Consider the following 26,112-nt stretch of genomic DNA (forward strand, 5'->3'; position numbering starts at 1 on the left):
CGAGGTGTCCCGGATGAACACGATGTCCGCGGGGCACTGACACGTCGATGACGTGTCAGTAATGCCTTTTGACGTGTCAGAGGAGCCGAAAATAGGCATCAAGGACTTGAACTGGGCGTGTCAGAACGCACGTCCCCGCCTGTCAGCGGGTTGATCACCCTCCTTGCTCCTCGGTTTCACATGCGTGCTACCTGTGGAAGGGGCGTGGAGGTGCTCCCTCGGCGAGCTACATGGCTACCCTTGCGAGCTGCCGTCCATGGAATAGCAATTACGGGTGGAGCTTCTTCAAGCCCAACAATGGGGTGGACTACTATCGCGGAACATTCAAGGACGCCGTGGTCACCCCCTCCACCTGGGCGGTCTACGCCGACTTCGGCTCAGCGGTTGTCTCCTCGAAGGCGGACTACGATTCCTTCGTCGCCAATACCAAGTTGTCCGGCTCATGCGGCGAATGCCTGCACTGAGAGGGGTTGGCATTTCCTGCTGCCAGACCCTGCGCCCTGGGGTGGCGCCCGCGCCGGGGTCAGGCTCGCACCTACCGTGGGCACTCTGATGGTCTCCGCGAGCGAGCTCGACCCGGACGGAGCCCGGTTGCTCCTCCAGGCCTCCCTGACGAGGCACAGCGTCATCGTCGGCGGTGACGGTCCTGGAGTGGAACGGCTGCGCGAGGCCTTCGTCGAGCTGGGAATTCCCTGGGAGTAGCAGCTCCAGGACCACCGGCGGGGACGAGGTCGGCGCGACCCCGAGGGGAACCAGCCTCGGTGACCGGCTCCTCTGCCGGTTGCCCCGCGGAGGACCGGCTTTTCCCTTCACCTTCGAGCGCGGGAATGATCGCCGCCCGAGGTGAGGGTTCTCAGGCCTCCACACTGCTTCAGGAGGCCTGTTCGTTTGTCGAGAATATCCGCGCTGTTGTTGGGACTTTGCTTCGTGTTGACGTCGGCTGCTCGGGCCGCGCCCCCGCCGCTCCCGAAACCTGGGGGCGCCCGGCTGGATTTCGTCCCGGGCCAGGTGATCGTCAAGTTCAAGACGCAGGCAGCGGCGACGGCACTGAAGAGTGGCAGGGCCGCGCTCGCGAACGCGCGGCTCGAGAGTCTTCAAGGCCTTCCGTTCGGGATGGATGTGTTGCGCTTCGCCCCCACCACGAAGGGGAGCCTCGTCGATGACTCCGCCGCGACGTGGGAGGTGATCGCGCAGCTGAGGTCCCGGCCGGACGTGGAATTCGCCCACCCCAACTACCGCTTCCAGTTCTCGGCCGTGCCGAACGACCCCCTGTACCCGCGGCAGTGGCATTACCCGCTGATCCAGCTGCCGCGGGCCTGGGATCTCACCACGGGCACCGCCGGGATTCGCATCGCGCTCCTCGACTCCGGGAGGACCAACCATCCCGACCTCGCGGGCAGGTGGGTGCAGGGACTGGAGTTCGATGCCGCGGATCAGGACGGGAACGCGCAAGACGATGGCTACATCCCCGCCGGCTCCTGGTCGCGCGTGTTCTGGCGGCATGGCACGCATGTGGCGGGCATCGTCGCCGGGGCTTCCAACAATCAGCAGGGCAGCGCGGGAGTGTGCTGGGGTTGCCAGGTGTTGCCGGTCAAGGTCTCGGGACGTGAGAGCATCACCCTGGACTCGCTGGTCCGAGGCATCAACTGGGCGGTCGCCAATGGCGCTCGGGTCATCAACATGAGCCTGGAGCTTGGCACGGCCTGCACCGTCCAGGAAATGGCGGGGCTGCGCACCGCGGTGTCCGTGGCGATCGCGAACAACGTCACGGTCGTCGTGGCGGCGGGCAATCAAGCCGTGGATGCCGCCAATACCTCGCCGGCGTCGTGTCCGGGAGTCATCGCGGTGGCGGCGACGACCCGTACCAACGCACTGGCCCCGTACAGCAACTTCGGAGCGGTGACCCTCGCGGCCCCCGGTGGTGGAGGCACCCACGATCCTCGGGGACCCATGGATGGGTATGGAACTGGGATTGACTGTCCCGAGGATCCACCCAGCTTCTTCAGCACCTCGGTCGAAGGTGCGGTCTCCGCCTGGACCACGTCCCCCACCAGCAACGACGCCTCTTGCTATCGCTACCTGTCAGGGACCTCGATGGCGGCCCCTCACGTCTCGGGAGTGGTGGGGCTGATGTTGTCGGTGAATCCGAACCTGCGCCCGGCGGACATCACCCAGCTCCTGCGCACGACGGCCCAGCCCCTGGCCGGGTGTGGGGGCCGCTGCGGCGCCGGATTGGTGAATGCCTTCGCGGCGGTCCAGGCGGCCCGGGAGCAGGCGGGCCCCTGTGGTTGGGCTCCGGCGGGTCAGGCCTGCACCTTCGACTCGCTCTCCCACTACGTGAACAGCGCGGGAGTCTTCGAGGAGACGGTGGTGGCCTATGGGCGGATGTGGAAGTTCAATCTCGCCGGGCAGCGGATCGGCAGCCCGGTCGATCTGCGAAGCATCCCCCGGTACGCCAACGGGCCCTGCGCCTGGGCTCCCGCGGGTCAGCCCTGCCGGTTCGAGACATCGACCACGCTCGATTACCCGGGGATTGGCTACGTCGAGTCGGTGGGCGCCTACGGCCGTTACTGGAACTTCGACGCCTGGGGCAATGTGTGGGCGGGCTCCGGGAGCGATCTGCGGAGCGTGTCCCGGTACGCCCAGGGGCCCTGCCGGCTCACTGCCGGAACGAGCTGCAGGATGGACACCCGGAACCTGGTCGATTACCCGGGTTGGGGGCTGATCGAGTCGATCAACGGCTATGGCCGCTACTGGATCTTCAATGCGGCCGGGACTCAACTCGAGGAGGGAGATCTGCGAGCGGTCCCGCGTTATGCGAACGGGCCCTGTGCCTGGGCTCCCGCGGGACAGGCGTGCGTCTTCGACACGCGCGAGCTGGCGGTCGTGCCCGGGCAGGGGCTCGTCGAGACCATCACCGCCTATGGCCGCTACTGGGAGTTCGACGCGGCCAACAATCCACGCCCGGGCTCGGGTGCCCTGCTGAGCAGCATACCGCGCTTCCGGTGAGCACCAGGTGCCGGGGCCGCAATGCACCGTGGCCCCGGCGCCGCAGCTCGTCCTCGAACTCCTTGTAGATGTTGCGGCCGGGCTGCTGCTCGAGCCCGTAGACCGCGAGGTCGAGGAACAGCGGGTCCTTCACGCCGGCCCACCAGCGGGGCAGTGCATTTCGCGGTGGTAAGACTGTTCTCTCCGGCCATCCTCCCAGGCGACAATGGCGTCATGCGTGCATTCCCCAGGTCGTCCTTCGTGTGCCAGGTACTCGGGCTCGTGCTGCTGGGCTTGGGAGGGCTGGCGCACGCACAGCTTCCTGGCGATTCAATTGGAATACTGCTGGCGCCTCGCTTGGACGAGGATGCGCGGCACTCGTATGCCGTGCACTGCGACCCGCATGGCTTCCTGCACATCCTCAGGAAAGAGGCCTTCCCAGCGGTGGACGAATGCGAGCTGGTGGTGGCAAGGGTCGTGGCGGTGCATGACGAGGGAGCGACGCACGCCGAGCCCTCCACGGTGCTTCTCCAGGTGGAGGAGGTGCTCACGGGGGACATCACCCCCGGCGTCGTCCAGGCTGTATGGAGCGAACACCTGCACCTGATGTGCGAGGTGGGGGAAGAGGAAGGAATCAGGCGCTGGAAGGCCACGAGCCAGCGGGGACCCGAGGTGGGAGCGCGCTTCCTCTTGGCTGGCGGCTTCAATCGCAGCCGGCGCTGGTTCATGACCGTGCCCGAGCTGCGCCTGCCCTTTACCCCCGAGCGTCATCGGGCACTGCTCGCCCAGGTGAAGCAGGAACAACGGGAGTGGACACGTCAATACAAGGAAGCGGTCGCCTCCCGCCGGGCCGAAGCGCGGGCCGCCGTGCGCGATGACGAGCTGTTGGCGGCGGTGGCGGAGAAGGATGTCGTCCGTGTGCGCTCGCTGCTGCGAGAGGGGGTACGGCCCGTGGCTCACACCGGGTCGGGAACTCCCGCGCTGCATGTGGCGGCGAGCCTGGGCACGGTGGAAGTGATTCGGGCCCTGTTGGAAGCGGGTGCCCTGGTGGAGACGAAGGAGCCCGAAGTGTTGTTGCGGACGGCGCTGGGTCTGGCCGCCGATGAGGGGAAGGTCGAGGCCGTCGAATTGCTGCTCGCCCACGGCGCCAATCCCAGTCTCCTCTCCTGGCCTCATACTCCCGTGCTGCTACGTCCCGCGATGAGCGGGCACTGCGCCGTGGTGAAGGCGCTCCTGGCTCGCGGCGCCCAGGCACGCCAGTCGGACCAGCATGGCAGCACTCCTCTGGAGGTGGCGGCGCGTAGCGGGCACCTCGCCTGTGTCATCGCGCTGCTCGAGGCTGGCGCCGAGCCCAACCAGGCCAATAACTTCGGATGGCGGCCGGTGGATTACGCCATCGAGCACCCGGCGGTGCTCGAACAGTTGCTCCGGGCGGGCGCCAATCCCCATGCACACGACCCGGAAGGTGGCACGCCGCTGAAGAGGGCGAGGGACAGGCGCCTCACCGACAGCGTGCGGCTGCTCGAGGAGGCAGGGGCTACTCAATAGGCAGGCCCTGCGCCTCGCCATGGCCAGCGCCGGGCGGGGGCGCTTACTGGAAGGCCGCGCTGCTCACGACGACGCGCGGGGACTCCCTTCGGAGGTGAGCGGAAGCTCCAGCGTGGCCACGGCGCCCTGGCCGAGGCCCTCGCTCTCCAGGGTGAGGCGACCCTTGAGCATCTGCGCCACCAGTGCGCTCGAGTGCAGCCCGAAGCCGTGGCCGTCCTTGCGCGTGGTGAAGCCGTGGACGAACAGGCTGTCCATCAGCTCCGGCGCGATGCCTACCCCATCATCCGCCACCTGGATGCGCGCCACGTTCCCCACCGCCGTCAGCCTCACCCAGAGGTTGCGCCGGCCCTCGGGCACTTCGTCCAGCGCGTGTTTGGCGTTGCTCAGCAGGTTGATGAGGATTTGCAGCACCTTGTGCTTGTCCACCTTCACCGGGGGCACCTCCGACAGCTCCCGGTGGACGGTGACGCCGTGACGTCGCAGCGACTCCATCTGGATGCGCAGCGCGTCGTCGACGAGCTGGGACAGCTCGCACTCCTCCGTCATCAGCACGTTGCGCGCATACGTCTGCTGCACCTGGACGATGGCGCGGATGTGCTCGATGTGCCGGTTCATCACCGCCATGTCCTCCTGCAGGCGTGTCTGCTCGCGCATCAGCTCGTCGCCGAGCGCCACCAGGTATTCTGGCAGCTGGCTGCCCCGCGGATCCTCCGTCAGGAAGTCCGCCAACGCCCCCCGATGCTCCAGCAGCAGGGCTCCGGTCTGCCCCACCCGGCCCACTCGCAGGGCGCCCACGGCCTTGCTCATCATCTCCATGTTGACGACGGCGCTGGTGAGCACATTGCCCACGTTGTGCAGCACGTTGGAGGCCACCTCCGCCATGCCCACCTCGCGCGCGGTGTCCACCAGGCGCGCCTGGGCCTGTTTGAGCTCGCGCGTGCGCTCCTCCACCCGCCGCTCCAGCTCGTCGTTGGCCCGGTGCAGCTCCGTCCGGGCGCGCTGCACGTCCGCGTACAGCCGCGCGTTCTCGATGGAGATGGCCGCCTGGGAGGCGAGGTGTCCCAGCAGCGCCAGGCGCGCCGGACTGAAGGCGTTGGTGGCCAGGTCGTTCTCCAGGTACAGGGCCCCGGAGAATTGCTCCTGCCTCATCAGGGGCAGGCACAACACCGAGCGGGCTCCGCCGCGCGCCAGCCAGGCATCGGCGGAGAACGCATGGGGCTGGGAGGCATCGCCGATGAGCACGTGTTCCCGCGTGCGCCGGACATAGGCGAGGAGTGTCCACGGCAGCTCGTGGTGGCCTGCCTCGTCCGAGGCCACCAGGGCGCCCTCCGGCGAGAGCTGGAAGAGGGCCGCCACCGAGAGCGCGTCCCCGTCGGGCAGCAGCAGGGCGCCTCGCTGCGCGCCCGCGTTCTCCATCGCCGCCCGCATCAGTGCCGTCACCAGGCGCTCCAGCTCGATCTCACCCGAGACGGCCTGCTGCGCCTTGACCACCGTGAGCGCGTCGATGTGGGTGGAGTCCGTGCTGCTGGTGGTCAGCGTGTCCTGGGGAGACTGGGTGGACGTGAGCTCTGGCCACTGGGACTCCAGGTGCTGGACCTTGGCCCGCGCTCCCCACCGCTGGTATGCCGCCCGGGCTTCGCGCGCGAAGGCATGAGCGACGATGGGCGCCTCGCGCGTGCGCCAGAACTTCGCCGCGAGCTCACTGGCCAGTCCCAGGTACTGGGTGGCTCCGTTCTCCCGGGCCGAGCGGATGGCCTGCTCGTAGGCCCGTGTCGCGTCCTCCGAGCGCCCCAGGAGCCGGGCCCGCTCCGCGAAGACGAGCCGCTCGAGCGCGCGGAAGTTCTCGGGGCACAGCTCCGCCCATTCGGCGAGCTGTTGGTGGTGATGCTCGATGGCCACGAGCCACTCCCGCTGCTGCTCGGGCGTGGCCCCCTCGAAGCACGCGGCCAGGGTCAGGGCGCGGTAGAAGTGGCCTTCGCGGGCATTGAGGGTGCCGAAGCAGGACCACAACAACCCGGCCGTCTTGTCCGCCGCTTCTCGGGCTTCCGCATAGTCGCCGCACATGAAGCGCGACTGCATCTTGTGGATCCAGTAATGGCAGCGCGTGCCGCCGAGCCGCTCGGGCGTCATCCGCGCCTCGCAGGCCCGTTCGTCGAAGCCCTCCCCGCTCAGGGTGGAGAACGACAGGGAGTGGCCACGCAGCTGTTGCACGTAGCGCTGACTCACGAGGAGCGCCTCCTGGGGATCCACGAAGCCCGTCTTGCGCAGGAACTCGTCGCGCACGAGCGACTCCTGGTGGACCTCGTCCAGGGCGTGCCCCATGGCCAGGCGGTTGGTGACGAGATAGACGCTGCAATAGGTAGCGGGTGCGATGTCGCCCACTTGAAGCGCATACCGCAGGCCGTCGAGGAGCATCTCCTGCGCGCGGGGGAGGGGCTGGACCCAGTAGCTGCTGAACTGCATGCCGAGCAGCACATCCCCTCGGTAGGCGGACAGATGGTAGCGCTCGACGAATGCGAGGGCGAGCCGTGCGAAGGCAAAGCCTTCCCGGTAGCGCTTGAAGAACGAGCCGGTGATGACGCCGAACCAGGTGTACCCGGGCACGGCGGCGTCCACGATGCCGTGGCGCAGGGTGAGGGAGACAATCCGGCTCAGGATGATGATGAGCAGGTTCGGGTCGGAGGAGTAGGCGCCGGGGAAGAGCTTGAAGAGGGCGACGACGGCCATCTTCATGTCCGGGTCGGTCATGAGGGGCAACTCGAGGAGGCTCTCGATGGGACGCTGCCCCAACAGGGCCCAGGCCTCCTCATGGGCGGCCACGGCCTCCTCCCAGGTGGGTTGCCGCGGGACGGGCATGCCCAGCAGCTCCAGGCACTCCCGGAGGCAGCTCATGCCCTCCAGGAACGCACCCGTGGCGAAGTGGATGTCCTGGGTCAGCAGGTAGAGGGCCACGGTGTCCGCGCGGGTGCGTGTCCGGGGGCGCAGCTCCTCGAGTTGGCGCTGGGCCTCGGAGGGCGAGCCGCTCATGAGCTCCGTGCGCGCCTGGGCCAGCCGCACCTGGAAGGCCAGGGCGGGGTCCGTCTCCCAGGGGTCCGCGGGAATGAGCGCGAAGGCCGTCGCGAAGTAGGTGAGGGCGGGGCGCAGCGCGAGCGCGGCCTGGGCCTTCTTCCCCACCTCGGCGTTGAGCCGCGCGAGGTGGTGGCGCTCGGTGGGATCTTCCATGAGCGCCACCCCGGCGTTGAGCTGGCCCACCACCTCGAAGAGTGACTCGCGCGCCTGTTCCGGGGACAGGCTTTGGAGCAGCAGGCGGCCGATGCGCAGGTGCACCTCCTGGCGCTGCGCCTCGGAGCTGAGCGAATGGGCCGCCTGCTGGATGCGGTCATGCAGGAAGCGGTACGTCTCCGCTCCGGCGCGCCCCAGCAGGCCTTCACGCAGCGCGGGCTCGAGGCCCTGCTCCACCTTCTCCACCTCGGAGAGTCCCGAGAGGGTGCCCAACATCTGGAGCGAGAAGACGGCGCCCGCGCACGCCGCCAGCCGCAGCAGGTGCTGGGTGTCCGGGGGCAGCTGGCGCAGCTTGCCCACCATGAAGTCGATGATGTTCTCCGAGTAGTCCCGGGCGCGCACCCCTTCGGCATCCCACCGCCAGCCTCCTTCGGGCAGGCGCACGAGCAGACCCTCCTGATGGAGCGTCACCAGCAGTTGCAGCAGGAAGAAGGGGTTGCCTCCCGTCTTCTCGTGCACCAGCTCCGCCAGGGGGGCGACCTCCTCCCGGCCCGCTCCTGGGAGCGTCTCGCCCACCAACTGCTCCACGTGCTCCACGCGCAGCGGCTCCAGCCGGATGTCCGTGAGGCGCGTTCCCGCCTCGCTCGCCTTCTCCAATACCGCCATCAGTGGGTGCGTGGGGCCCACCTCGTTGTCCCGGTAGGCGCCGAGCCACAACACCGGGGGACTCTCCGGATGGGACACCATCTGCTCGAGCAGCCGCAGACTGGAGGGGTCCGCCCACTGCAAGTCATCCAGGAACGCCACCGCCGGCTGCTCCTTCGTGGAGAACACCGACACGAACTGGCGCACCACCCGGAAGAAGCGCAGCTGCCCCTCGCTGGCGGGCAGCGCCTGGGGCATGGGTTGCCGGCCCACGAGTACTTCCAGTTGGGGCACCAGGTCCACGAGCACCTGGCCCTGGCCGTCCCAAGCTCGATTCACCTGCTCACGCCACCGGGCGAGTTCCTCCTCGCTCCCGGCGAGCAGTTGCTGCACCAGCCCGCGCAGGAGCTGGGCCAGGGTGGCGTAGGGGATGTCCCGCTGGAACTGGTCGAACTTGCCGCTCAGGAAGAACCCGCGCTGGCGCACCACCGGCTTGTACAACTCGTGCACCACCGCGGATTTGCCGATGCCCGAGTAGCCGCTGAGCAGCAGCAGCTCCGGCCGGCCCGTGCGCGTCACGCGCTCGAAGCCCTCGAGCAGGGAGGCCACCTGCGCCTCACGCCCATAGAGCCGTTGCGGCAGTTGGAAGCGCTGGGGCGTGTCCTGGGTCCCCAGGGGGAATACCTCCCGCACGCCCTGGCCGAGCGCCTCCCGGCAGCGCTCCAGGTCGGCCTTCAAACCCTCGGCGCTCTGGTAGCGCTCCTCGGCCACCTTGGCCAGCAGCTTCATCACGAGCGCGGACAAGGCCGACGGCACCTGGGGATTCAGCTCGTGGGGCGGCTTCGGGCGCTGCGCCAGGTGGGCGTGGAACCACTCGAGCGCGTCCTTGGCTTGAAAGGGCCTGCGCCCCGTGAGCAGCTCGTAGAAGGTGACGCCCAGCGAGTAGAAGTCCGTGCGGTAGTCCACCACGCGGTTCATCCGCCCGGTCTGCTCGGGCGACATGTACGCCAGCGTGCCCTCGATGAGATGCGCGGGCGCCGCCTCCAGGTGCTCCACCCGCTGGAGCGTGGCCACGCCGAAGTCGATGAGCCGCGCCTCGCCGGACGGCTCCAGGAGGATGTTGGAGGGCTTGATGTCCTTGTGGATGATGTCGCGGCAGTGGACCTCGGCCAGGGTGGACACCAGCGAGAGGGCCAGGCGCAAGAACCGGGAGACCTCCATCGGCTGGCCCGCGGTCTCGGACAGGGGCTCGCCCTGCACCCGCTCCAGCAGAAGCACGGGCCGCTCGTGAACGCGCTCATGGGCGTAGGGCCTGGCCACCCCACGCACGTCCCGCAGCCGCTGCAGGATGGCGAACTCCCGCCGGTAGCGCTCGTGCTCGCTGGCGCCGGGGGCGGGGGCCATCGGCGTCTTGAGGATGACGGGGACACCATCGGCCTCGCGCACCGCGTGGAACAGCACGTTCGAGCCCGTGGCCCGGAGGGTGCCTAGGACTCTGTAACCTGGGATGTCCAACATGAAGAAGAGCCCTCGTGGGCGAGTTTCGCTTCTCGGCGAAGCAGGGCGCGATACTCCCGAGCGTATGCCGTTCTCGGAGGGGCCCGGCGAGTGGAAGTGCTTCCACTCGTGGGTGCTTCTCGGGCGCATGCTCGTCGTGGTACCGGGCACGGCGCCTCCGGGAAGAGACGGGACGCCTGGACATGGCGCCGAGTGACTTCACTCCCGTGGGAACGGCTCCGGCGCTCCAGTCGAAGACCTCGGGGCGCCGGAGTTGAATCATACACGGTAGCTTATCGATGACGGGCCTGCTTGTTTCAGGCGGTTTTCGATGGGGACGATAGGGTGTCGTCGTTCATCCGGCGCGCCACACGGGCGTCCCCGAGCGAACGGAGATGCGTTTGGAATCGAGAACAGGAGTGACCGCCCAGGAGTCCTGGTGGCGGCGCGTGGCCGTCGCCGGAGCATTCGGGGTACCCATGTTGTTGCTGGTGGAGATGGTCCTCAGAACCGGCGATGCCAGCCCGGGGTTTGTCGTGCCCAATGTGCTGTATTGGGTCGCCCCTCATGGAGTCGTCTTCCTGGCCCACAAGTTCGGGCCCTTCGTGCGAGGCACCTTCCTGACTCCTGCCCTGCTGGCGGTATCGGCGGTGCTGGTGGGCTTCTGGTGCTGGACCAGGTGGAGCGTACCGCCGCGAGAGGCCCCCATTGCCTGGTTGCTGTATCCGCTGGTCTGCGTGGCGGTGCTGTTCCTGGTGTGGATGGCCACGCTCATCCACGCGCATCATCGGAAGCTGTCTTCGTGAGCGCCGGGAAGGGTGTCAGACGATTTGGAGGAGAGGCGGCGGCGCGGTGGGGGCGGGGGGACTTCTCAGCACCCTTTCCGCCCTTCTCCTTCCCTCCACGTGTCGTTCCGGGTTGTGTCGCTCCAATTCTTTGACACCCTCTCGGGGCTTGGGGGAGCGCGCGCAGGGCACGGCGGCAGGGCGTGCGCGGTGGACAGACCGGGGCCGTCTCCCTAGTCAGCCGCAGCTGGTGCTTTGGTTCTGGATGCCAACAGCTCGCTCGCCGCACACGTCGGCAATGCATCGGGTTCGACACCATGACTGCGCAGGTAGGTCATGCCCCATTCGCGCAGCGTGAGCAGTACCGGCGCCAATGAGCGACCGAACGGCGTGAGTTCGTACTCGACCTTCGGCGGTACCTGCGGATAGACGCGGCGCACGATGACGCCGTCGTCCTCCAGCTCGCGCAGCTGCAGCGTGAGCATGCGTTGTGTGGCCTTGGGGATGCGCCGCGTGATTTCCATGAAGCGCAGCGTGCCACCCATCAGGTGGAACAGGATCAGGGGCTTCCACAGCCCGCCGATCACCGAGACCGTGGCTTCCACAGGACAACCGCTCTTGGGGTCATGGCGCTTGGTCCGCATACGTACACCCTTGATAGTAACCATCATTATTGTACCTTCTTGTGGTTTTGTCAGTATTCGCCAGATTGTGGGCATCCATGGGAGGCCCCATTCGCGCACTGCTGACAGAGAAGACTGAGGCCGGGCTGTCGACGACCCTCACCGACCTCGATCCCGCCGAGCTCGGCGAAGGCGACGTCACCGTCCGGGTCGAATGGTCGACGGTGAACTACAAGGACGCGCTCGCGCTTTCAGGGCGCGGCGAGATCATCAAGACGCTGCCGCTGGTAGGCGGTATCGACCTCGCGGGCACCGTCGAGTCGTCGGATGACGCCCGGTTCGCGCCGGGCGACCGCGTGCTCGTCAACGGCTGGGACCTGAGCCAGACGCACCACGGCGGCTACGCCGAGAAGGCGCGCGTGCCGGCCAACTGGCTCGTACCCGTGCCCGACGCCTTCAGCACGCGCGATGCCATGGCGATCGGGACGGCCGGCTACAGCGCAATGCTGTGCGTACTCGCGCTCGAGCATTCCGGCCTGACACCCGATGACGGCGATGTCCTCGTCACCGGTGCGAACGGCGGCGTCGGCTCCATCGCGATCGCACTGCTGTCGAAGCTCGGCTACCGGGTCGTCGCCTCCACCGGCCGCGTGTCGGAGGCGAAGCACCTTCGCGCGCTGGGCGCGGCGGACGTTATCGACCGCAATGACCTTGCGCGGCCCGGCCCGCCTCTGGGTCCGGAGCGCTGGGCCGGCGCGGTGGACGCCGTCGGCAGCCACACGCTCGCCAACGTTCTGGCGCAGACGCGCTATCGCGGCGTCGTGGCCGCCTGCGGACTCGCGCAGGGCCTGGACCTGCCGACGTCGATGGCGCCCTTCATCCTCCGCGGCATCACCCTGGCCGGTATCGATTCCGTGAGAGCGCCCCGCGATCTGCGGCTGGCGGCATGGGCACGCCTTGCGACGGATCTCGAGCTGCCCAAGCTGGCCGCCGCCACGCGGGAAATCGAACTCGCCGACGTCCCCGGCACCGTCGCGCACCTGCTGCGCGGTGAGGTCAGGGGGCGCCTGGTGGTGCGGATTCCCTGAACGGTCGAGTGGAACGCCGTCGGCGCAGGCCATCCCTCGATGCGCCGGCGATCGAACCGAATCGAGGGACGCGTCACATCCGAAACACCAAAGCACTAGAGACAGCACATGACACAACTACAAGCAACGTCCTCTCTCTTCGATATCCAAGCGCATGGCCCCACGCTGGTGGTGCGCATCGACGGCGGTCCGCTGCAGCTCTTCAGCGCCGACGTGGCGCTGCAGCTCGAAGCGCTCGTGGATCGCGTGGACAAGGATCCCGATGTGCGTGCGGTGGTCTTCGCCAGCAAGCATCCGCAGCGGTTCATGAGCCATGCGGACGTGAAATGGCTGCAGCAAGGCGGCGCCGACTACGTCGCGCGCCAGCAGACGGGGGCGCCGCCGCCGGCACCTTCGGAGGGCTACGTTGGGCTCGACCGCCTGCACGCGATCTTCCTTCGCATGAACAGCATCGGCGTGGTGTTCGTCGCCGCACTCGAGGGCCAGGCGCTGGGGCTCGGCGCGGAGTTCGCATGGGCCTGCGACCTGCGGGTGATGGCCGACACGGACGCCTTCATCGGTCAGCCGGAAGTGCTGCTGGGAATCATGCCGGGCGGCGGCGGCAGCCAGCGCCTGACCCGGCTGGTCGGGTCACATCGCTCGCTCGTCGCGATCCTCGAAGGCAAGCCATTCACGCCCGCGCAGGCACTGGAGTTCGGTGCGGTGGATGCGGTGGTGCCGAAGGCCGACGTCGTAGCGAGGGCCATCGAGCTCGCCCATCATCTGGGCAAGCGCGACAAGGCGGCCGTAGGCGCCATCAAGCGTGCGGTCTACTTCGGTGGCTCGCTACCGCTGCCAGACGGCATCAAGCTCGAAGCCAAGGAGTTCCTGACGCTCAACGTCTCCGCGAATGGTCAGAAGTTGATGCTCGCCTACCAGGGGAAGACAGCCGAGCTTGGGGAGCTTCCGCTCTACGCTCCTGGTGGCTATGACGCCGCGCTACGGGCAGGGCAGGTCGTCTAAGCCCCCGGACATAGATGTTGTACACCTCCGGCATGGAGCCGCTGGAGGTAGATGAGGAGGGGCGTGCGCGACTGAGGGAACTGGGCTGGGAAGGGTGTCTGGGAAGGGTGTCAGACGATTTGTAGGAGACGAGGTGGCGGAACGAGTCCTTTGACACCTTCCCCGCCTACAGAGCCCTCCTTTGCTCCCCTGCTTAAATGAGGGGATGGCTCAGAATCTACTCAGGATTCACACAACCTGAGGGAGAGTCACGCAATCGGGGCATGCTCATAGCTTGGATGTGTCTCTAGAGTTTATTGGCGTCAAGGAATCCGAGCGTGGGCAATGTCGATCCTCGGTTGTCGAAAGCAAGGGATGCCTTCAACTCTCGACGAAGTGCTGCTCGCGACGCTGAGTCTGGTCGAAGAATGGCCACCAACTCTCCAACGAGTTCCAGGCCTGGGATGAGTGGATCCTTCGAGATTTCATCCACCGACGCAGTCACCGACACATGCACACGATCTTCGGCGCTAGGGTGCTGAGGCTCATCGACAAGCTCAAACGTCATCATCGGATGATGCATTACCAGTCCGCGCCCCATCATGTCAGCGAGATCGAGTCCGATTGTGTATTTGAGCGAGCCGTCTAGCGAGAAATACGAAGCCAATCTCTGCAAGAAAAATGTCATGCAGAGGGATAGAGTAAGCACGCTGCGTACGTGGATGTGCCCCTTGGTGATTGAGCGTGGGTCGCGCTCCCAGTGTGGCTCTCGATAGAGAAACCCGCCGTCCCTTTTGAAGGTCCAAAGATAATGTGGTTGCTCCTCCCTGTTAGTGGGGATTACGCCTGCCCACCCCGACGAGCCGAATCCATAAACAGGACCACCGTGCACGTCTACAAAAGGGAACCCGTGGTAATGTTCAGTGGGAGGGATCGCCAAGGATGGAAACGCCGCCGAGAATTTGGAACGGTCCAGTTGCAATGGCGTGTTGGGCACGGCCGAGATTTGACGCCAGGACTTGATAGGCTGCCCCGTTCGACCCCAGACTTGTGCAACATCATCCGTTAGCAGGCTCAAGTCCATCTTGGCTGAGTCACCTCCGAGCAGGCGAAGGATCAACTCTGCAGCGGGTCCTTCACATACAGATGCTCCTGTTTCCCAAGCGGAAATTACCGATTTGCCTCCACGAACCCCAAGGCGATGAGCCAGTTGTTCTTGGGTGAGGCGGTGTTGTTGACGTAGGTCGCGGATCAGCGACCCGGGAAGCGCGTCACCAGGCTGGCGTTGTTTCGTCATCCAAGAATCCCCGATTTGTTCATCAGGACGAACTCGAGGTTGGTTTAACATGACTGAACGGGGGCGGCAAGAGGGTGTGGCCCCTGGCAGACCGTCTATGACCGCTTCGTACACTAAAGCCAGGACGGCACTTGGCCGTCCGGAGAAGCCGCCGGTGCCGTCTCCGGAGCGTTCGAAGCGCCAGGTGTGGAGCGCATCATGGGTGTCCATGGAATCGACTAGGTGCCAGGGCAACCAGGTGGTGGTCTGGGCTGAGGCACGGGCGGGGATGACGAGCCCGAGAGGGTGTCAAAGAATTCGAGCGACGCGACCCGGCACGACACGCGGTGGGAAGGAGAAGGGTGGGAACGGGGGCTGAGAAGTCCCCCCACATCCATCGAGCCTCCGCCTCTCGGAACGCCACGACGAAGGTCAGGGTTCGGGCGCCGGAGTGGGCCTGGGCGCCCACAGCCCCCCCAGCTCGAGCGGCTCGGCATCGAAGGGCTCGGCGCGGATCACCTCCTCTCCTCCGTGTCGGGCCACGAGTTGCCATCCCCCCACCCCTCGCCGGTAGACCTCCAGCGTGTGCGCTCTCGGGTCCAGCAACCACGCGTGGCTCACCCCTTCTTGGTGGTAGAGGGAGAGCTTGCGCCCCCGGTCCAATGTGGCCGTGGAGGGCGACAGCACCTCGCAGACCCAGTCGGGCGCCAGGTCGAAGAACGGCTCATCTCGCTCGAACAACCCGGGCGCCCGCTCGTAGCGCCAGCCCGCCAGGTCCGGCACCAGCACCTGCCGGCCGAAGTGCAGCTCTGGCTCGTCCACGAGCCACCACCCTCCCGGCCCTCCCCGCCCGACACCGAAGCGGCTTCCGAGATCCACCCCGAGCACCGACGCCACCCACGTGTGCCATCTCGCCGGCCGGGGCAAGGCCCACAGCTCATCGTCGATGATTTCCCCCACCCACCCCGGCGGTAGCGCCTCGATGTCCTCATACGTGGCTGGACGCTTTCCCCTGCCCATCTCCGCGCCTCCCGCTGGCCTTCATGCCAGACCTCCGCCATCATACAGAAGGGTCTGACATCAGAGGTAGGGTCACTCCCCGACCGATTGGGGCGTCGGCGGGGTCTGCATGGACGTCGTGTAGCACTCCCCTTTGTACTCGTAGAGTTCCTCCGGGCACGGGGCCTTGAGCTTGTGGGGTATCCAGCAGGCGCCCATGATCTCCACCTCGACCCGGGGTTTGCAGGGTGGGCGCCGCTGCCCTTTGTAGGGCTTGCGCGGAAAGGGGTGGGCGACGGCAGGCACTCCTCCATCCGCGGCCTCCGGGAGCCAACCATTGCCCGTGGGGGGCACCTCGATATCCACCGTCACCTCATGGCGCATGGGCGCTGGCGCGACGCTCCCCGTGGACTCCGGAGCGCTCGGTGTCTGGGGCTCTGGGACCGAGCGCACCAGGGCAAAGAGCAGGGCACCCACCACGGCGGCACCCAGCAGTCCCCCTCCCAGGTGCCACCGGCGGCTGGGCTCGGGGGAGCCGGAGAGGGCGTCCACCATGCGCCCCACTGCCTCGTGCACCTCCTCCAGGGTGGACACCAGCGACTCCACCGATTGCCTCTCGGGGGCCACGGACCACGGGGTCTGCTCAACCTCCATGGCGTCGTAGCCCTGCGAGGCCGAGGAGATGAGGCGCACCCGCACATCGGGCCGCGGCTCCACCCTTTTCTCGTCCTCGATGGACTCACGCACCAGGGCCGGCGCCCCGCTCGTCTCGTGTGTGGCCCGGTAGAGCCCTCCCTGGCTGTCGTCGTCCTGCGGCGCCTGCTCCTCGAGTCGGTACGGCCCCACCCGCGCCGCATCCTCACCGCTCGATCCGGACTTCTCCCGCTCGTCCATGCGTGCTCCTTCCTCGCCGGCCTCCCCGCGCGCCCGAGGCCTCACGCGCCTATGTGCACCCAGCCCGGCTCCCGCTCCAGGAGTTACCCGGTGCGTCGAGGTTGGCCTACTCCCCAGGTGACACGCACGACTGTTGCCGCTACGACCCCGGCATCTCGTACGGCATGCTCCCCCCGAGAGGGTGTCGAGAAGGTGTCAAAGAACTCGAGCGACGCGAGCCGGGACAACACTCGGTGGGAAGGAGAAGGGCGGAAAGGGTGCTGAGAAGTCTCCTCGCTTCCACCGAGCCGCCGCCCCTCGGAACACCGCGACGAAGGCCCGGTACTGCTCGCGCAACTGCTTCAGCGACTGAGGCGTGGAGGCATGCCCCAACGGCCTCGGGCTGCGCTCGAGATGCTCTGGCCGGGCCTCCGAATTCGCACGCGGCGCCCGGCGCCTCGGCGACGACGCAGGGGGAGGGCCGGGGCGCGGTGCGCACCTTCCCGCGACGAAGGAGGGTGCCAGCCACGTCCTCCAGGTGCACCGCATGCGTGTCGCCTCTCCTGTCCGGCCGGAACGCCGCGACGATACCGGGACTGCTCCTCTTCATACGAGGGGAGGGGCCCGGTCGGGTCGCTGGCCCCGGGTGCTCAGGAGGCCAGGGCTTCCGGAGGCGAGGCGCGGGCGTCCTCCTGCGGCACGTGGGCCTCCGCGTCCTTCGCCTTGGCGATGCGCTCGTCCAGTTCCGCGGTGAGGTGCTCGAAGACCTCCTTGTTGAGCGTGCCCTGCTGGTAGGCGTTGAGCAGGGCGTCCTTCTCCACGATGAGGACGCGGCGGATGGCCTCCTGCTGCTCTTCCTCGTGGAAGCGGGTGGACTGCTGCTTGAGCGTGGTGAGCTCCTGCTCCACCTCCTGCGCCTTCTGCTGGTAGTCGCGCTCCAGGGGCTCCAGCACGTCCACCGGAATCTCCCGCGCGCGGCGCATGGCCTCCAGCGCCCCGAGCGCCGCGTGGATGGCGCCCAGCCGGCCGCGGGCCAGCTCGTATTTCTCCTGGTAGACGTCCTTGAGGCCGGTGATGCCCAGCGCCTTGAGCACCGGCGCCATGGTGAGGCCCTGGAAGATCATGGACAGCACCACCACGCCGAACGTCATGTTCACCAGCAGCTCGCGGTGGGCGAAGTCGTCCGGAAGGCCCAGCACCAGCACCATGGACACCGCGCCGCGCAGGCCGCTCCAGGTGAGCACCGCGCTCCACTTCCACGGCAGCTTCTCCGACGTGAAACGCAACAGGCCGGACATGCCGTAGACGACCAGCGCGCGGCCCAGCACCACCGCCCCGTACGCCAGCAGGATGGGCAGCCACGACTGGAGCAGCGACGTCAGCTGCACCTCCAGGCCGATGAGCAGGAACACCACCGAGTTGAGCGCGAACGCCAGGTACTCCCAGAAGCTCTCCACCGCGATGCGCGTGGTGGGGCCCATGCCCAGGCGCGCCGCCCAGTTGCCGCACAGGAGGCCCGCCACCACCACCGCGATGACGCCCGAATAGTGGAAGTGCTCCGCCACCACGAAGGACCCGTACGCGGCGATGACCGTGAGGGTGATCTCCACCATGGCGTCCTCCACGCGGAGGATGACCTTGGACACCGCCTAGCCCACCGCCGCGCCGATGAGGGCGCCCATGCCCGCCACCTTGATGAAGTCCATTACCGCGCCGCCCACGGTGAAGGTCTGGCCTCCGGCCACGCCCACCACCAGCGTGAAGAGCACCACGGAGGTGCCGTCATTGAGCAGGCTTTCGCCCTCCACCAGGATGGCCAGCCGCTTGGGCGCGCCCAGCGCCTTGAACAGGCCCACCACCGCGATGGGGTCCGTGGACACGATGAGTGGGCTTGCCCCGGTTACGTGGACAGTAGGGTTATGCTGCCAACTTTTGCGGTAAGGCCGCAAGCTCAAAATCCACAGGGCTGACGTAGCCCAGCGACGAGTGCCGTCTTTGGCGGTTGTAGAAGACCTCGATGTACTCGAAGAGCGCCGTGCGAGCCTGCTCGTGCGTGGCGAAGTCGGCCTCGTGGACGAGCTCCATCTTCAAGCTGCTGAAGAAGCTCTCGGCCACGGCGTTGTCCCAGCAGTTGCCCTTGCGCGACATGCTGCAGCGGATGGCATTGTGCCGTCGGCACGCCCAGCGCCTTCACGCCGCGTAGCACGGAGGCCACGAAGGGCTTGGGTTCCATGAAACGATGGGCGTGGGACTGGTTGATAGCTGCCGTGGCTCTGTGCCTGCATCCCCGCGTGGGGGCGGAGCGGGTGCAGTAGCGCAGCCGTCAAGGTCGCGCGGCCACTCCTCGAAGACATGGTCGACGTGGCCGTGGAGTGACAGGGTGGGCGCGCTGCGCCCCTACCCCTCCCTTAGGACTATTCCTTGTCGGGTACTCGCTCGATGTAGAACGCCATCGGCACCATCGGCAGATGATGCTCCGAACTCGACATCAGCAGCAGCCGGTTGATTGTATTGTCCTGGATCCCCGTCGGCGCGAACACGCAGGAGAGACGTCCGGCATTCGCGCCGTATCCGGTCTTGCGGAGCGCCGATTGCGCGGACTCATGCTCCTTCGCGAAGCGGGACGCGAGGTGCTCCTCCCAATTTGGCTTCGAACCGCGTTCGGCCACGTCTCCGAGGTAGCGGAGCATGTCCTTGATCAGGCCAGGATAGACGTCGAGCGACTTGCGGTGCGCGAGCTTAATGATCTCCATCGGATCGTCGGGAAACAAGAAGGTCGCGTTCGCGATGTTCGTCGCCAACGCCCGCAACGGTGCGGGAGGCGCACCAATCCTTGGCTGCGCCGCCCGGAGTATTTCCCGCCACCTGACAACGCTGTCTGTGACGATCGTCGCACCGGTCGCCTGCGCGAGATACATCGCGATCTCGAAGTTGGGGCAGGCCTGCATAAACCGCATTTGGCCACCTTCCCCATCGAAAATTCCATCTTGCAGCGCGGTGAGCGGATCCTCCTCCTTCAGCCGCTCGATCTCCCGCATCGTATCCTCGATACGCTGGGCATCGATGTCCGGATACAATTCCCGAAGACGCTCGATCTGCGCGTCCCTAGGCCACATGAGGAAATCGCGCTTGAAGTTGAGTTCGACAAACTCCTTCACTCGAGGCTCGCTGTCGATATTGATCCTCATCCCGATCGATCGCTCGTCCGCCATGTGCATCACCTGCCTTCGCAGATGGAAGTCGAAGTTGCAGGGGTTGGGTATCAGGTTGATCAGGCCCGCATCGACGAGCGGCATGAAGTTCAGGATGAACGCGACCGACTTCAAGAACTCGAGGTGGAAGCTCTTGGGATGCTCGATAGGGCTGTAGTTCTTGGCGACCGTACCGGGGTGCGTGAGCGGATTCTCGACGATGAGTTCGCCGAAATACAGCGAGGCGCCGATCGCGAATCCGACGATCCATTGTGGGTGGAGCGTGCCCGTGTAGACCGCCCGGGGGCGACCGTCTGGCTTGGGAAGGAGACGGAGCAGATCGGTCTCAAGAGGCCAGAGCGCCTCATACAGGAAATAGACCTCCTTGATCTGCTCATCGGTCAGCTCCCGCCGAACTGCGACCCAGTCCTTGCCTCGATCAAGGCCAACGATGCTCCGGATACCTCGATGCAGCACGATGTTGCGCTCGCGGATGCTCAGGTCGGTCCAGCTGGGTCTGCGCGAGATGTGCCGCGGTTTGCAACATGCCCGATACGGATGGCCGGATCCGCAACCGCACGGCGCCGAAGGGCGAAGCTCGCCCTTCGGCGGGATCTTCTTAAGCGCATCGCGCTCCTTCTCGGTCCTGCCGAACGCATCCTGATAATGAACGCGACCGTCCTCAAACCGAACGAAGGTCTCGCCGCTGTAATTCCAGAGTTCGTCTTTTGGCGGTAGCAGGGTCTCGCAAATCCGGTCCCAGGCGATGTTGATCGTCCGCTCCGGATGCAGCCATTCCTGCCGACCGGCGGCGACGTATCGCCGTGCGCGCGCCTTAATAACGTGATTGATCCGGGCGACCTCCATGCCATTCAGCCGTCTCGTGCGAATGAACTTGTCGGTGCGCACCATTGACTGGCGGAAGTTGCGTGCGAATGTCCGCTTCTCGAGCGGTGGCGACGACGGATTCTTGGCATACTCGAGGTTGGTGAGGATGAGGCAATAATCGCGGTTCAGGGGGAAGATCGTCTGCGACGCCTTCAGCGCGATTCCGGGATCGTGTGGATAGCGGCACAATGCCGCTTCGGGCGGCACTGCGTGGTTGTAGATCGTGACCGGATGGTCGCTGACGATGAACTTTACGTCGGCATCCTCGGCCGACACGATCTCGCGGACGCCTTCGGTCCAGATCGTGAAGTGAAGCATCCGGATCCGCTGCATCTCCATCATTAGCTCGTTCTGGTCGAGCGACGGATACTGGGCCTTGAGCCAGTCCAGCCCCTTCGGCGTCCGAATCTTCTGGATATCGATGTATTCGAAGAACGTCTGGAAGTGCTCGTGCCACTGGGCGACGTCGTCACCCAGAAACGCGCGGACTGCGTCCGCTCCCGTGGTATCAATCGCGCCGAACAGACGGCGCTCGATCTCGTCGTTCACGGACGTTCCGAAGAAGGTCGAATATAGATCGGCCTGGAAGAAGCAGCGCTTGGTCGGTGCGTCGAATAGCCGCCGCTCCGTGATCACGCGGCCGTCATCCAGCGTCCTGCTTGGCGGTTTCAAGTCCAGATACGCAAAGGTCGAACGACCAGGCTCGAGGAAGCCCTTCTGATACCAGCGCGGTACGTAGTGGTTGTCTCTTGTCAGTGGCATCTAGGCGCGTCAGCGTAGCTACGCAACTAGCCGACCACAACTTCCGCGAACCCATCTGCCTCGTTATGCCGATCTTCTCGCGACGCCGGATCCAGCAGATGCTCGACGACCTGTCGGGCACTGCCAGTCCGTCCCACTTCATTGGCCGGCTCAACGACAAGCGGTTCGAGAACGCGCTGTCGGCGGAGGCCGAACTTACGCTCGTGTGGGCTGCCAACCGGCTCGGCGGGTTCGAATCCGAGCCCAACTGATTCTCACCCGAGGGACGGAAGCCCGAAGGGGTCTCCACGACCCTGTTTCCACCGAGGCGACCGCCACGGACGCGCCCCTGACGCAGCCGAGGCTGGAGTAGGCCGGCTTGCAGCGGCGCATCTTCGGCGAAGACTTGTGAGCCTGCCCCAGTTTTGTGGGCCCGCCCCGGCGTCATGCCGCGACGGACGTCCTCTCGGGAGGTAGGAGGCGATGCGCGCCAGCCAGGTCAGGGAGCGACGACCTCATGGAACAGCAGCTCGCGCTCCACCTTGAACGACACCGGCTTCTCGTCGAGCAGCGTGCCCTGGGGCGAGTCTCCCAGCTTCAACCGGGCGCCCCGGACGTTGGGCATGTCATTCACGTCCACGAGGGGGCCGAGCGCGAGCTGCTCCGCGGTGAAGCTCCGGTCCTTGAACTTCACCTTGAGGACGTGGTGGAAGTCCGGGCTGCCGGACAGCTCGTGCACGAGGAAGGTGTTTCCGGGCGAGCCGAAGACCCGGTACAGCAACCGCGGGACCGAGGCGCTGCGGGGGTGGAGCTGGCTGTGCCAGGGAATGGCCTTCACCTGGACTTCCACGCCCTTCCACTCCGGGCTGGCGGCGCCGGCCTTGGAGATGGACACCTTCAGGCTCTTGAGCTTCCCGTCGCGCACGGCGGCCAGGTCGAACGGCGCGTCCGCCTGGAGGGTGTAGCTCCCCGAGGAGAAGTCGGGCTTGCGTGTCTTCCAGGCGGGATGGACCAGCTTCGCCGAGATGAACAGTTGCAGGTTGTCGGGCGGGGTGAACGTGGCGAGCGGCCACAGGAAGGCGGCCTCGGGCGTCCCCATCACCAGCATGGGATGGGTCCCCACCATGGACTCGGAGCGCACCTCGGTGGCCGGCTGGGGGGGAACCTCGAGGCGCGAGGACACAGGCGGCGTGGGTGCCTGCGCCAACACGAAATGAAAGGCGGGAGGAACGTCGGCGTGCATGGATGGCTCCATCACGGCGGGAAGGGACCGGGGCTGGCGCGGACTCCAGCCCCGGTCAACCCCACCGCGTGACTAGAGGACCTTCTTGCGGACCGGCCAGTAGGTGCGGCCGTCGGCGGTCCACTTCAGCGAGCCATCCGAGTTCTTCACGAACGGGATGTTGACGTCCTGGGCGACCGTCCCGCACTGCAGCTCCTGGAAGATGCGCGCCGAGCCATCCGTGTTCCAGCCGTGGAAGATCATCGTGTGGCCTTTGTTGGTGCTGGCGTTGTGGGTGGTGATGGCATCACCCATCTGCATGTCCCAGTAGCCCACGCGCTGGGTCACGTTGGTGTCGCCGTAGATGGTGCCCGTCGTCCAGCCCGGACCGGGAACGCCCCACGCCCAGGACACCAGGCCCGAGCAGTCGGAGCGGTACCCGTTCCACTCCGCGGTGTTCGCGTCGCCGTTGCGCACACAGGTGCCACCGCAGATGGCGTCCGGGCCGCCGTTCACGCCACCGCAGTACGGCATGCGCACGTCGACCCACCGCCAGGCCCGGTAGTCCACGTCACCACGGGTCAGCCCCTGCATCACCGTGGCCGTGGGCTCTGTCACCACCCCGCTCTCCGCGGCGTCGCCATCGGGCAGACCCATCTCCGACCCACCGCAGCCAAACAGAGACACCGACACGAGCGCCATCACGGTCGCCCGACCGAAATACTTCACGAACATGGACTTCCCCTCTTTGTTTTGCTCATCAGTCGTTGATGAGTGAATGCAAGCTATATAGAGAAAACTCAGTCGTCAATGATTCTGATTTGTTCTTGGATTGCGATGCTCTCGAGTGCGTCTGCCATTGATGGAGCAACGTCTCGTTGCTGGAAGGGAATGGCACTCGAGTCCCGCTCGCGCGCGCAACCGCGCGTCAACGGGAAGGAAGAGGGGCGGCGACTACCACCCGGTCGGCGGCACCGGAGCGCAGGTGTAGCCCGCCGGGCAGCTTCCGTTGCCGTCGCGCACCAGCTCGGTGCCTCCGAGCCGGGTCGTGCCCGACTCCAGGTAGAGCGACTGCACGATGCTGGTGTCCGTGTTCCAGGGGGTGATGGTGATCGTGTTGAAGTCCTGACCCGCGGAGGCCATGTAGTTCCACACGCTGTGGTTCTGATCGACGCCCGGGGTGATGACGTTGAACGTCGCGCCGTAGTTGTAGAACTCGCCGTTGGTGTAGAAGCGAGCCTGATAGGTGGTCGGGAACACGGACACCCGGTACTCCGTCCGCCAGACCGCCTTCACCGCGAAGCGCCGCTGCCCCGAGGTCGGAGACGAGCCATACCACCACCCCTCGAACAGGCGGATGGAGAATTGATCCGCCGACGGCGGGGTGGGAGGCACCGGCGTGGCGAACTCGTTCCACACGAAGATCATGCTCTTGCAGCCCGTGGAGGGCTTGTTGTTGGAGTCGTACGCGTCATTGTAGAAGGAGACGTCGTAGACGTTGGCCAGGGAGGTCGGCTTCGCCGCCACCACGTAACGGCCCGCGGGCAGATTGCACTGCTGCGAATCCTGCAGCGGCGGGTTCAGCATCTGCTCGCTCTGTCCGAGCGCCTGGCTCTCGACCTCCTGAGGCTGGGCGGACTCGGGGCCGCACGCGGCGGTGCCAGCCGTGCAAAGGAGGAGGAGCAGGTTCTTGGAAATGGAGTTCATCGAGCTGTCGTCCTTGAGTGCTCTCGTTCGTCATGAACGATTGCCCTTCAAGACACAGGCAGGATTTTGGATGTCACATTCTCCACGAATCGTCGTTGCAGGTTCGGTCTTCTCGATCGTTTCTACCCCAACTACGCGGGTTGCTTCGTTCCACGCCGCGTCCCCCAGGCGGGAGGCTCACACCGAGAGGTCGTCCAACACGTCGGAGAGGGTGGTGGCATTCAGGGACCGGTCGAACCAGCGATCCAGGGTGGCCACATCCGTGTAGGTGAGAATGCGCCCGAGAGGGCGAGAGGGTGTCAAAGGATTCGAAACGAGGGACCTGCGCGAGAGCGAGACGTGGCGTGGACGGGTGAAGCTGCCGGCCTCCATGTCTTTCCGAGGAGTTGCAGCTGGCCCGAGGGATGCAATGACCTCGCGGACGGTACGCAGGGGGAGGGGATGGGCTGGCCGCTGAGAATGTTCCAGGAGGAGAGCTACTACTTCGTTACGTCCAGGTGCTTCCAGGGGAGGCTGTTGCTGCGTCCCAGCCAGGAGGTGAACGAGGTGGTAGGAGGCGTGCTGGCGCGAGCTGCCCAGCAGCGTGCTGGCAGCGTACGGCTGCACGCCTTCATCTTCGCGTCCAATCACTTCCACCTGCTGGTGTGGACGCGGGGAGCGGCACTCGCCTCCTTCATGCAATACCTGCGCGCCAACCTGTCCAAAAAGGTGGGGAGGTTGGTGGACTGGAGTGGAGGCTTCTGGGAGACATGCTGCAAGCAGTCTGGCGACTCACCGTGGGACTCAGCTCGCCTCTGATGAGGACTTCTGGATGCCGCGGGTCACAGACATGTAACGAATGACTGCGTTGCAGAACCTTGACATACACGCGGCAACAGCCACTCCCTACCTTGAGCGCTTCATCCAAAACGGAGCGCTCATGCACCTCACGCGCGCGGTCTCGGCAGTGGCCCTGGTCTCGATGTTCGGCATCGGTTGTGGCGAGTCTCTTCCAGGGGCTGAGGGCAAGGTGGCACCGCAGGTGGCTCCGGCACTGCTGTCCCGGTCGAGCGCGCTCAGCACGGAAATCTACAATGGCTATGCGGTGACGGTATCGGGCGGGCTGGGCTCGGTGCAGAGCTTCCGCATGGTGAATCCGGCGCCCGCGGCGAAGCTGAGCTTCACGCTCCGCGGTGGCAGCGGAGACGCGGACCTCTACGTGAAGCGGTTCGCCGAGCCCACGTTCACCGACTACGACTGCTCGAGCGATGCGGTGGGGACCACGGAGAACTGCGTGTACACCACCGACGTTGAGTCCGATCAGCCCTACTACGTCCTTGTCTACGGCTACGAGCCGTTTTCCAACGTCACGCTGCACGCCTACTACAGCAACCCGCTGGCGCTTGCGACGCAGGTGCCCGTCCAGGGCAACCAGCTGTCGCGGACGGTGTACGAGGTGGACGTTCCAGCCGGCTATGGCCGGCTGCAGGTGACGGCCACCCAGCCGTTCGGACCGACAGGCCAGTTCAAGCTCTACGTGCGCCAGGGTGACGCGCCCGCGGTGCCGAGCGCGGTGGACTGCACACGGGACAGTTCCACGCTGCCGGCGGTCTGCACCATCATCAACCCCGTGGCGGGCAAGACCTACGTCATGGTCGAAGGCATGAGCAACTCCTACGCCTGCACTCTTCGCGTGGATGTGCTCAAGAAGTAGACGCCATGCGGTAGTAGGGGACTGTACCGTGGGTCTGCGAGGGGGTTGCACTGCGCGACGTGCTCCTCGCCAAGGCCTCGATGTGTGTGCCAGACCGATCGGTGCATCAAGGGAGGTGGCGCAGGCGCGTGAGGTGCACCAGCGG

General features: G+C 66.2%; 19 protein-coding genes and 2 pseudogenes. 10 read left to right on the top strand and 11 right to left on the bottom strand.

Features of this window, described 5'->3' with window-relative positions:
• Positions 1–302 precede the first annotated feature (302 nt).
• From JRI60_RS10080 to JRI60_RS10095, 4 genes are all read left to right on the top strand, one after another.
• The gene (locus tag JRI60_RS10080; protein ID WP_204225630.1) at positions 303–464 is read left to right on the top strand and encodes a hypothetical protein; all 162 of its coding nucleotides are present in this window, start codon (positions 303–305) and stop codon (positions 462–464) included.
• A gap of 76 nt (positions 465–540) precedes the next feature.
• Positions 541–702, top strand: a complete 162-nt coding sequence (locus JRI60_RS10085; RefSeq protein ID WP_204225631.1) for a hypothetical protein — start codon at positions 541–543, stop codon at positions 700–702.
• A gap of 186 nt (positions 703–888) precedes the next feature.
• Positions 889–3,009, top strand: a complete 2,121-nt coding sequence (locus tag JRI60_RS10090) for a S8 family serine peptidase (protein ID WP_204225632.1) — start codon at positions 889–891, stop codon at positions 3,007–3,009.
• Positions 3,010–3,222: 213 nt separating this feature from the next.
• Positions 3,223–4,536: an ankyrin repeat domain-containing protein gene (locus JRI60_RS10095; RefSeq protein ID WP_204225633.1), complete on the top strand. Its 1,314-nt coding sequence runs from the start codon at positions 3,223–3,225 to the stop codon at positions 4,534–4,536.
• 63 nt (positions 4,537–4,599) lie between these two features.
• Here the strand turns inward: JRI60_RS10095 and JRI60_RS10100 are convergent, their stop codons facing one another.
• Positions 4,600–9,921, bottom strand: a complete 5,322-nt coding sequence (locus JRI60_RS10100; protein WP_204225634.1) for a trifunctional serine/threonine-protein kinase/ATP-binding protein/sensor histidine kinase — start codon at positions 9,919–9,921, stop codon at positions 4,600–4,602.
• 380 nt (positions 9,922–10,301) lie between these two features.
• On the opposite strand from JRI60_RS10100, the gene JRI60_RS10105 reads away from it, so the two are divergent.
• Positions 10,302–10,706 carry a hypothetical protein gene (locus JRI60_RS10105; protein ID WP_204225635.1) on the top strand — a complete coding sequence of 135 codons (405 nt, stop codon included), beginning with the start codon at positions 10,302–10,304 and terminating at the stop codon, positions 10,704–10,706.
• A 212-nt stretch (positions 10,707–10,918) separates the two neighbouring features.
• Here JRI60_RS10105 and JRI60_RS10110 read toward each other — a convergent pair whose 3' ends face one another.
• Positions 10,919–11,329 (bottom strand): winged helix-turn-helix transcriptional regulator, encoded by a 411-nt coding sequence (locus JRI60_RS10110; protein WP_204225636.1) that lies wholly within the window; start codon positions 11,327–11,329, stop codon positions 10,919–10,921.
• 77 nt (positions 11,330–11,406) lie between these two features.
• Here JRI60_RS10110 and JRI60_RS10115 point away from each other — a divergent pair, with 77 nt between their 5' ends.
• On the top strand, positions 11,407–12,396 hold the full coding sequence (locus JRI60_RS10115) for an MDR family oxidoreductase (protein WP_204225637.1): 990 nt from the start codon (positions 11,407–11,409) through the stop codon (positions 12,394–12,396).
• A gap of 108 nt (positions 12,397–12,504) precedes the next feature.
• The gene (locus JRI60_RS10120; protein ID WP_204225638.1) at positions 12,505–13,398 is read left to right on the top strand and encodes an enoyl-CoA hydratase/isomerase family protein; all 894 of its coding nucleotides are present in this window, start codon (positions 12,505–12,507) and stop codon (positions 13,396–13,398) included.
• A 286-nt stretch (positions 13,399–13,684) separates the two neighbouring features.
• Here the strand turns inward: JRI60_RS10120 and JRI60_RS10125 are convergent, their stop codons facing one another.
• The 6 genes and pseudogenes from JRI60_RS10125 to JRI60_RS10150 all read right to left on the bottom strand — a co-directional run bounded on the left by JRI60_RS10125 (position 13,685) and on the right by JRI60_RS10150 (position 21,366).
• On the bottom strand, positions 13,685–14,884 hold the full coding sequence (locus JRI60_RS10125; protein WP_204225639.1) for a helix-turn-helix domain-containing protein: 1,200 nt from the start codon (positions 14,882–14,884) through the stop codon (positions 13,685–13,687).
• 201 nt (positions 14,885–15,085) lie between these two features.
• Entirely contained in the window at positions 15,086–15,673 is a 588-nt protein-coding gene (locus tag JRI60_RS10130; protein ID WP_204225640.1) for a Uma2 family endonuclease, read from the bottom strand.
• 72 nt (positions 15,674–15,745) lie between these two features.
• Positions 15,746–16,546, bottom strand: a complete 801-nt coding sequence (locus JRI60_RS10135; RefSeq protein ID WP_204225641.1) for a hypothetical protein — start codon at positions 16,544–16,546, stop codon at positions 15,746–15,748.
• A gap of 629 nt (positions 16,547–17,175) precedes the next feature.
• A pseudogene (locus JRI60_RS10140) lies at positions 17,176–18,411 on the bottom strand (cation:proton antiporter); the annotation flags it as partial.
• A 31-nt stretch (positions 18,412–18,442) separates the two neighbouring features.
• A pseudogene (locus tag JRI60_RS10145) lies at positions 18,443–18,685 on the bottom strand (IS3 family transposase); the annotation flags it as partial.
• Between the two features lie 254 nt (positions 18,686–18,939).
• Complete coding sequence (locus JRI60_RS10150) at positions 18,940–21,366, bottom strand: DUF4238 domain-containing protein (RefSeq protein ID WP_204225642.1); 2,427 nt, start codon at positions 21,364–21,366, stop codon at positions 18,940–18,942.
• Positions 21,367–21,431: 65 nt separating this feature from the next.
• Between JRI60_RS10150 and JRI60_RS10155 the strand changes: the two genes are divergently transcribed.
• Complete coding sequence (locus JRI60_RS10155) at positions 21,432–21,617, top strand: hypothetical protein (RefSeq protein WP_204225643.1); 186 nt, start codon at positions 21,432–21,434, stop codon at positions 21,615–21,617.
• Between the two features lie 227 nt (positions 21,618–21,844).
• Here JRI60_RS10155 and JRI60_RS10160 read toward each other — a convergent pair whose 3' ends face one another.
• From JRI60_RS10160 to JRI60_RS10170, 3 genes are all read right to left on the bottom strand, one after another.
• Positions 21,845–22,588, bottom strand: a complete 744-nt coding sequence (locus JRI60_RS10160) for a hypothetical protein (RefSeq protein ID WP_204225644.1) — start codon at positions 22,586–22,588, stop codon at positions 21,845–21,847.
• Positions 22,589–22,660: 72 nt separating this feature from the next.
• A complete protein-coding gene (locus JRI60_RS10165; protein WP_204225645.1) occupies positions 22,661–23,302 on the bottom strand; it encodes a hypothetical protein in 642 nt (213 codons plus the stop codon).
• 219 nt (positions 23,303–23,521) lie between these two features.
• The gene (locus JRI60_RS10170) at positions 23,522–24,274 is read right to left on the bottom strand and encodes a hypothetical protein (protein WP_204225646.1); all 753 of its coding nucleotides are present in this window, start codon (positions 24,272–24,274) and stop codon (positions 23,522–23,524) included.
• A 441-nt stretch (positions 24,275–24,715) separates the two neighbouring features.
• On the opposite strand from JRI60_RS10170, the gene JRI60_RS10175 reads away from it, so the two are divergent.
• Entirely contained in the window at positions 24,716–25,072 is a 357-nt protein-coding gene (locus JRI60_RS10175; protein ID WP_239470441.1) for a hypothetical protein, read from the top strand.
• A 121-nt stretch (positions 25,073–25,193) separates the two neighbouring features.
• Complete coding sequence (locus tag JRI60_RS10180; protein ID WP_204225647.1) at positions 25,194–25,967, top strand: PPC domain-containing protein; 774 nt, start codon at positions 25,194–25,196, stop codon at positions 25,965–25,967.
• The last annotated feature ends 145 nt before the right edge of the window (positions 25,968–26,112 follow it).

The sequence above is a fragment of the Archangium violaceum genome (genome assembly GCF_016887565.1).
Lineage (GTDB): Bacteria > Myxococcota > Myxococcia > Myxococcales > Myxococcaceae > Archangium > Archangium violaceum_B.

What these genes read in the sequence shown, in the direction of transcription:
- JRI60_RS10095 (WP_204225633.1), top strand. Translation starts at nt 3,223, where the DNA reads ATGCGTGCATTCCCCAGGTCGTCCTTCGTGTGCCAGGTACTCGGGCTC.
- JRI60_RS10100 (WP_204225634.1), bottom strand. Translation starts at nt 9,921, where the DNA reads ATGTTGGACATCCCAGGTTACAGAGTCCTAGGCACCCTCCGGGCCACG.
- JRI60_RS10110 (WP_204225636.1), bottom strand. Translation starts at nt 11,329, where the DNA reads ATGCGGACCAAGCGCCATGACCCCAAGAGCGGTTGTCCTGTGGAAGCC.
- JRI60_RS10115 (WP_204225637.1), top strand. Translation starts at nt 11,407, where the DNA reads ATGGGAGGCCCCATTCGCGCACTGCTGACAGAGAAGACTGAGGCCGGG.
- JRI60_RS10120 (WP_204225638.1), top strand. Translation starts at nt 12,505, where the DNA reads ATGACACAACTACAAGCAACGTCCTCTCTCTTCGATATCCAAGCGCAT.
- JRI60_RS10125 (WP_204225639.1), bottom strand. Translation starts at nt 14,884, where the DNA reads ATGGACACCCATGATGCGCTCCACACCTGGCGCTTCGAACGCTCCGGA.
- JRI60_RS10130 (WP_204225640.1), bottom strand. Translation starts at nt 15,673, where the DNA reads ATGGGCAGGGGAAAGCGTCCAGCCACGTATGAGGACATCGAGGCGCTA.
- JRI60_RS10135 (WP_204225641.1), bottom strand. Translation starts at nt 16,546, where the DNA reads ATGGACGAGCGGGAGAAGTCCGGATCGAGCGGTGAGGATGCGGCGCGG.
- JRI60_RS10150 (WP_204225642.1), bottom strand. Translation starts at nt 21,366, where the DNA reads ATGCCACTGACAAGAGACAACCACTACGTACCGCGCTGGTATCAGAAG.
- JRI60_RS10155 (WP_204225643.1), top strand. Translation starts at nt 21,432, where the DNA reads ATGCCGATCTTCTCGCGACGCCGGATCCAGCAGATGCTCGACGACCTG.
- JRI60_RS10160 (WP_204225644.1), bottom strand. Translation starts at nt 22,588, where the DNA reads ATGCACGCCGACGTTCCTCCCGCCTTTCATTTCGTGTTGGCGCAGGCA.
- JRI60_RS10165 (WP_204225645.1), bottom strand. Translation starts at nt 23,302, where the DNA reads ATGTTCGTGAAGTATTTCGGTCGGGCGACCGTGATGGCGCTCGTGTCG.
- JRI60_RS10170 (WP_204225646.1), bottom strand. Translation starts at nt 24,274, where the DNA reads ATGAACTCCATTTCCAAGAACCTGCTCCTCCTCCTTTGCACGGCTGGC.
- JRI60_RS10175 (WP_239470441.1), top strand. Translation starts at nt 24,716, where the DNA reads ATGGGCTGGCCGCTGAGAATGTTCCAGGAGGAGAGCTACTACTTCGTT.
- JRI60_RS10180 (WP_204225647.1), top strand. Translation starts at nt 25,194, where the DNA reads ATGCACCTCACGCGCGCGGTCTCGGCAGTGGCCCTGGTCTCGATGTTC.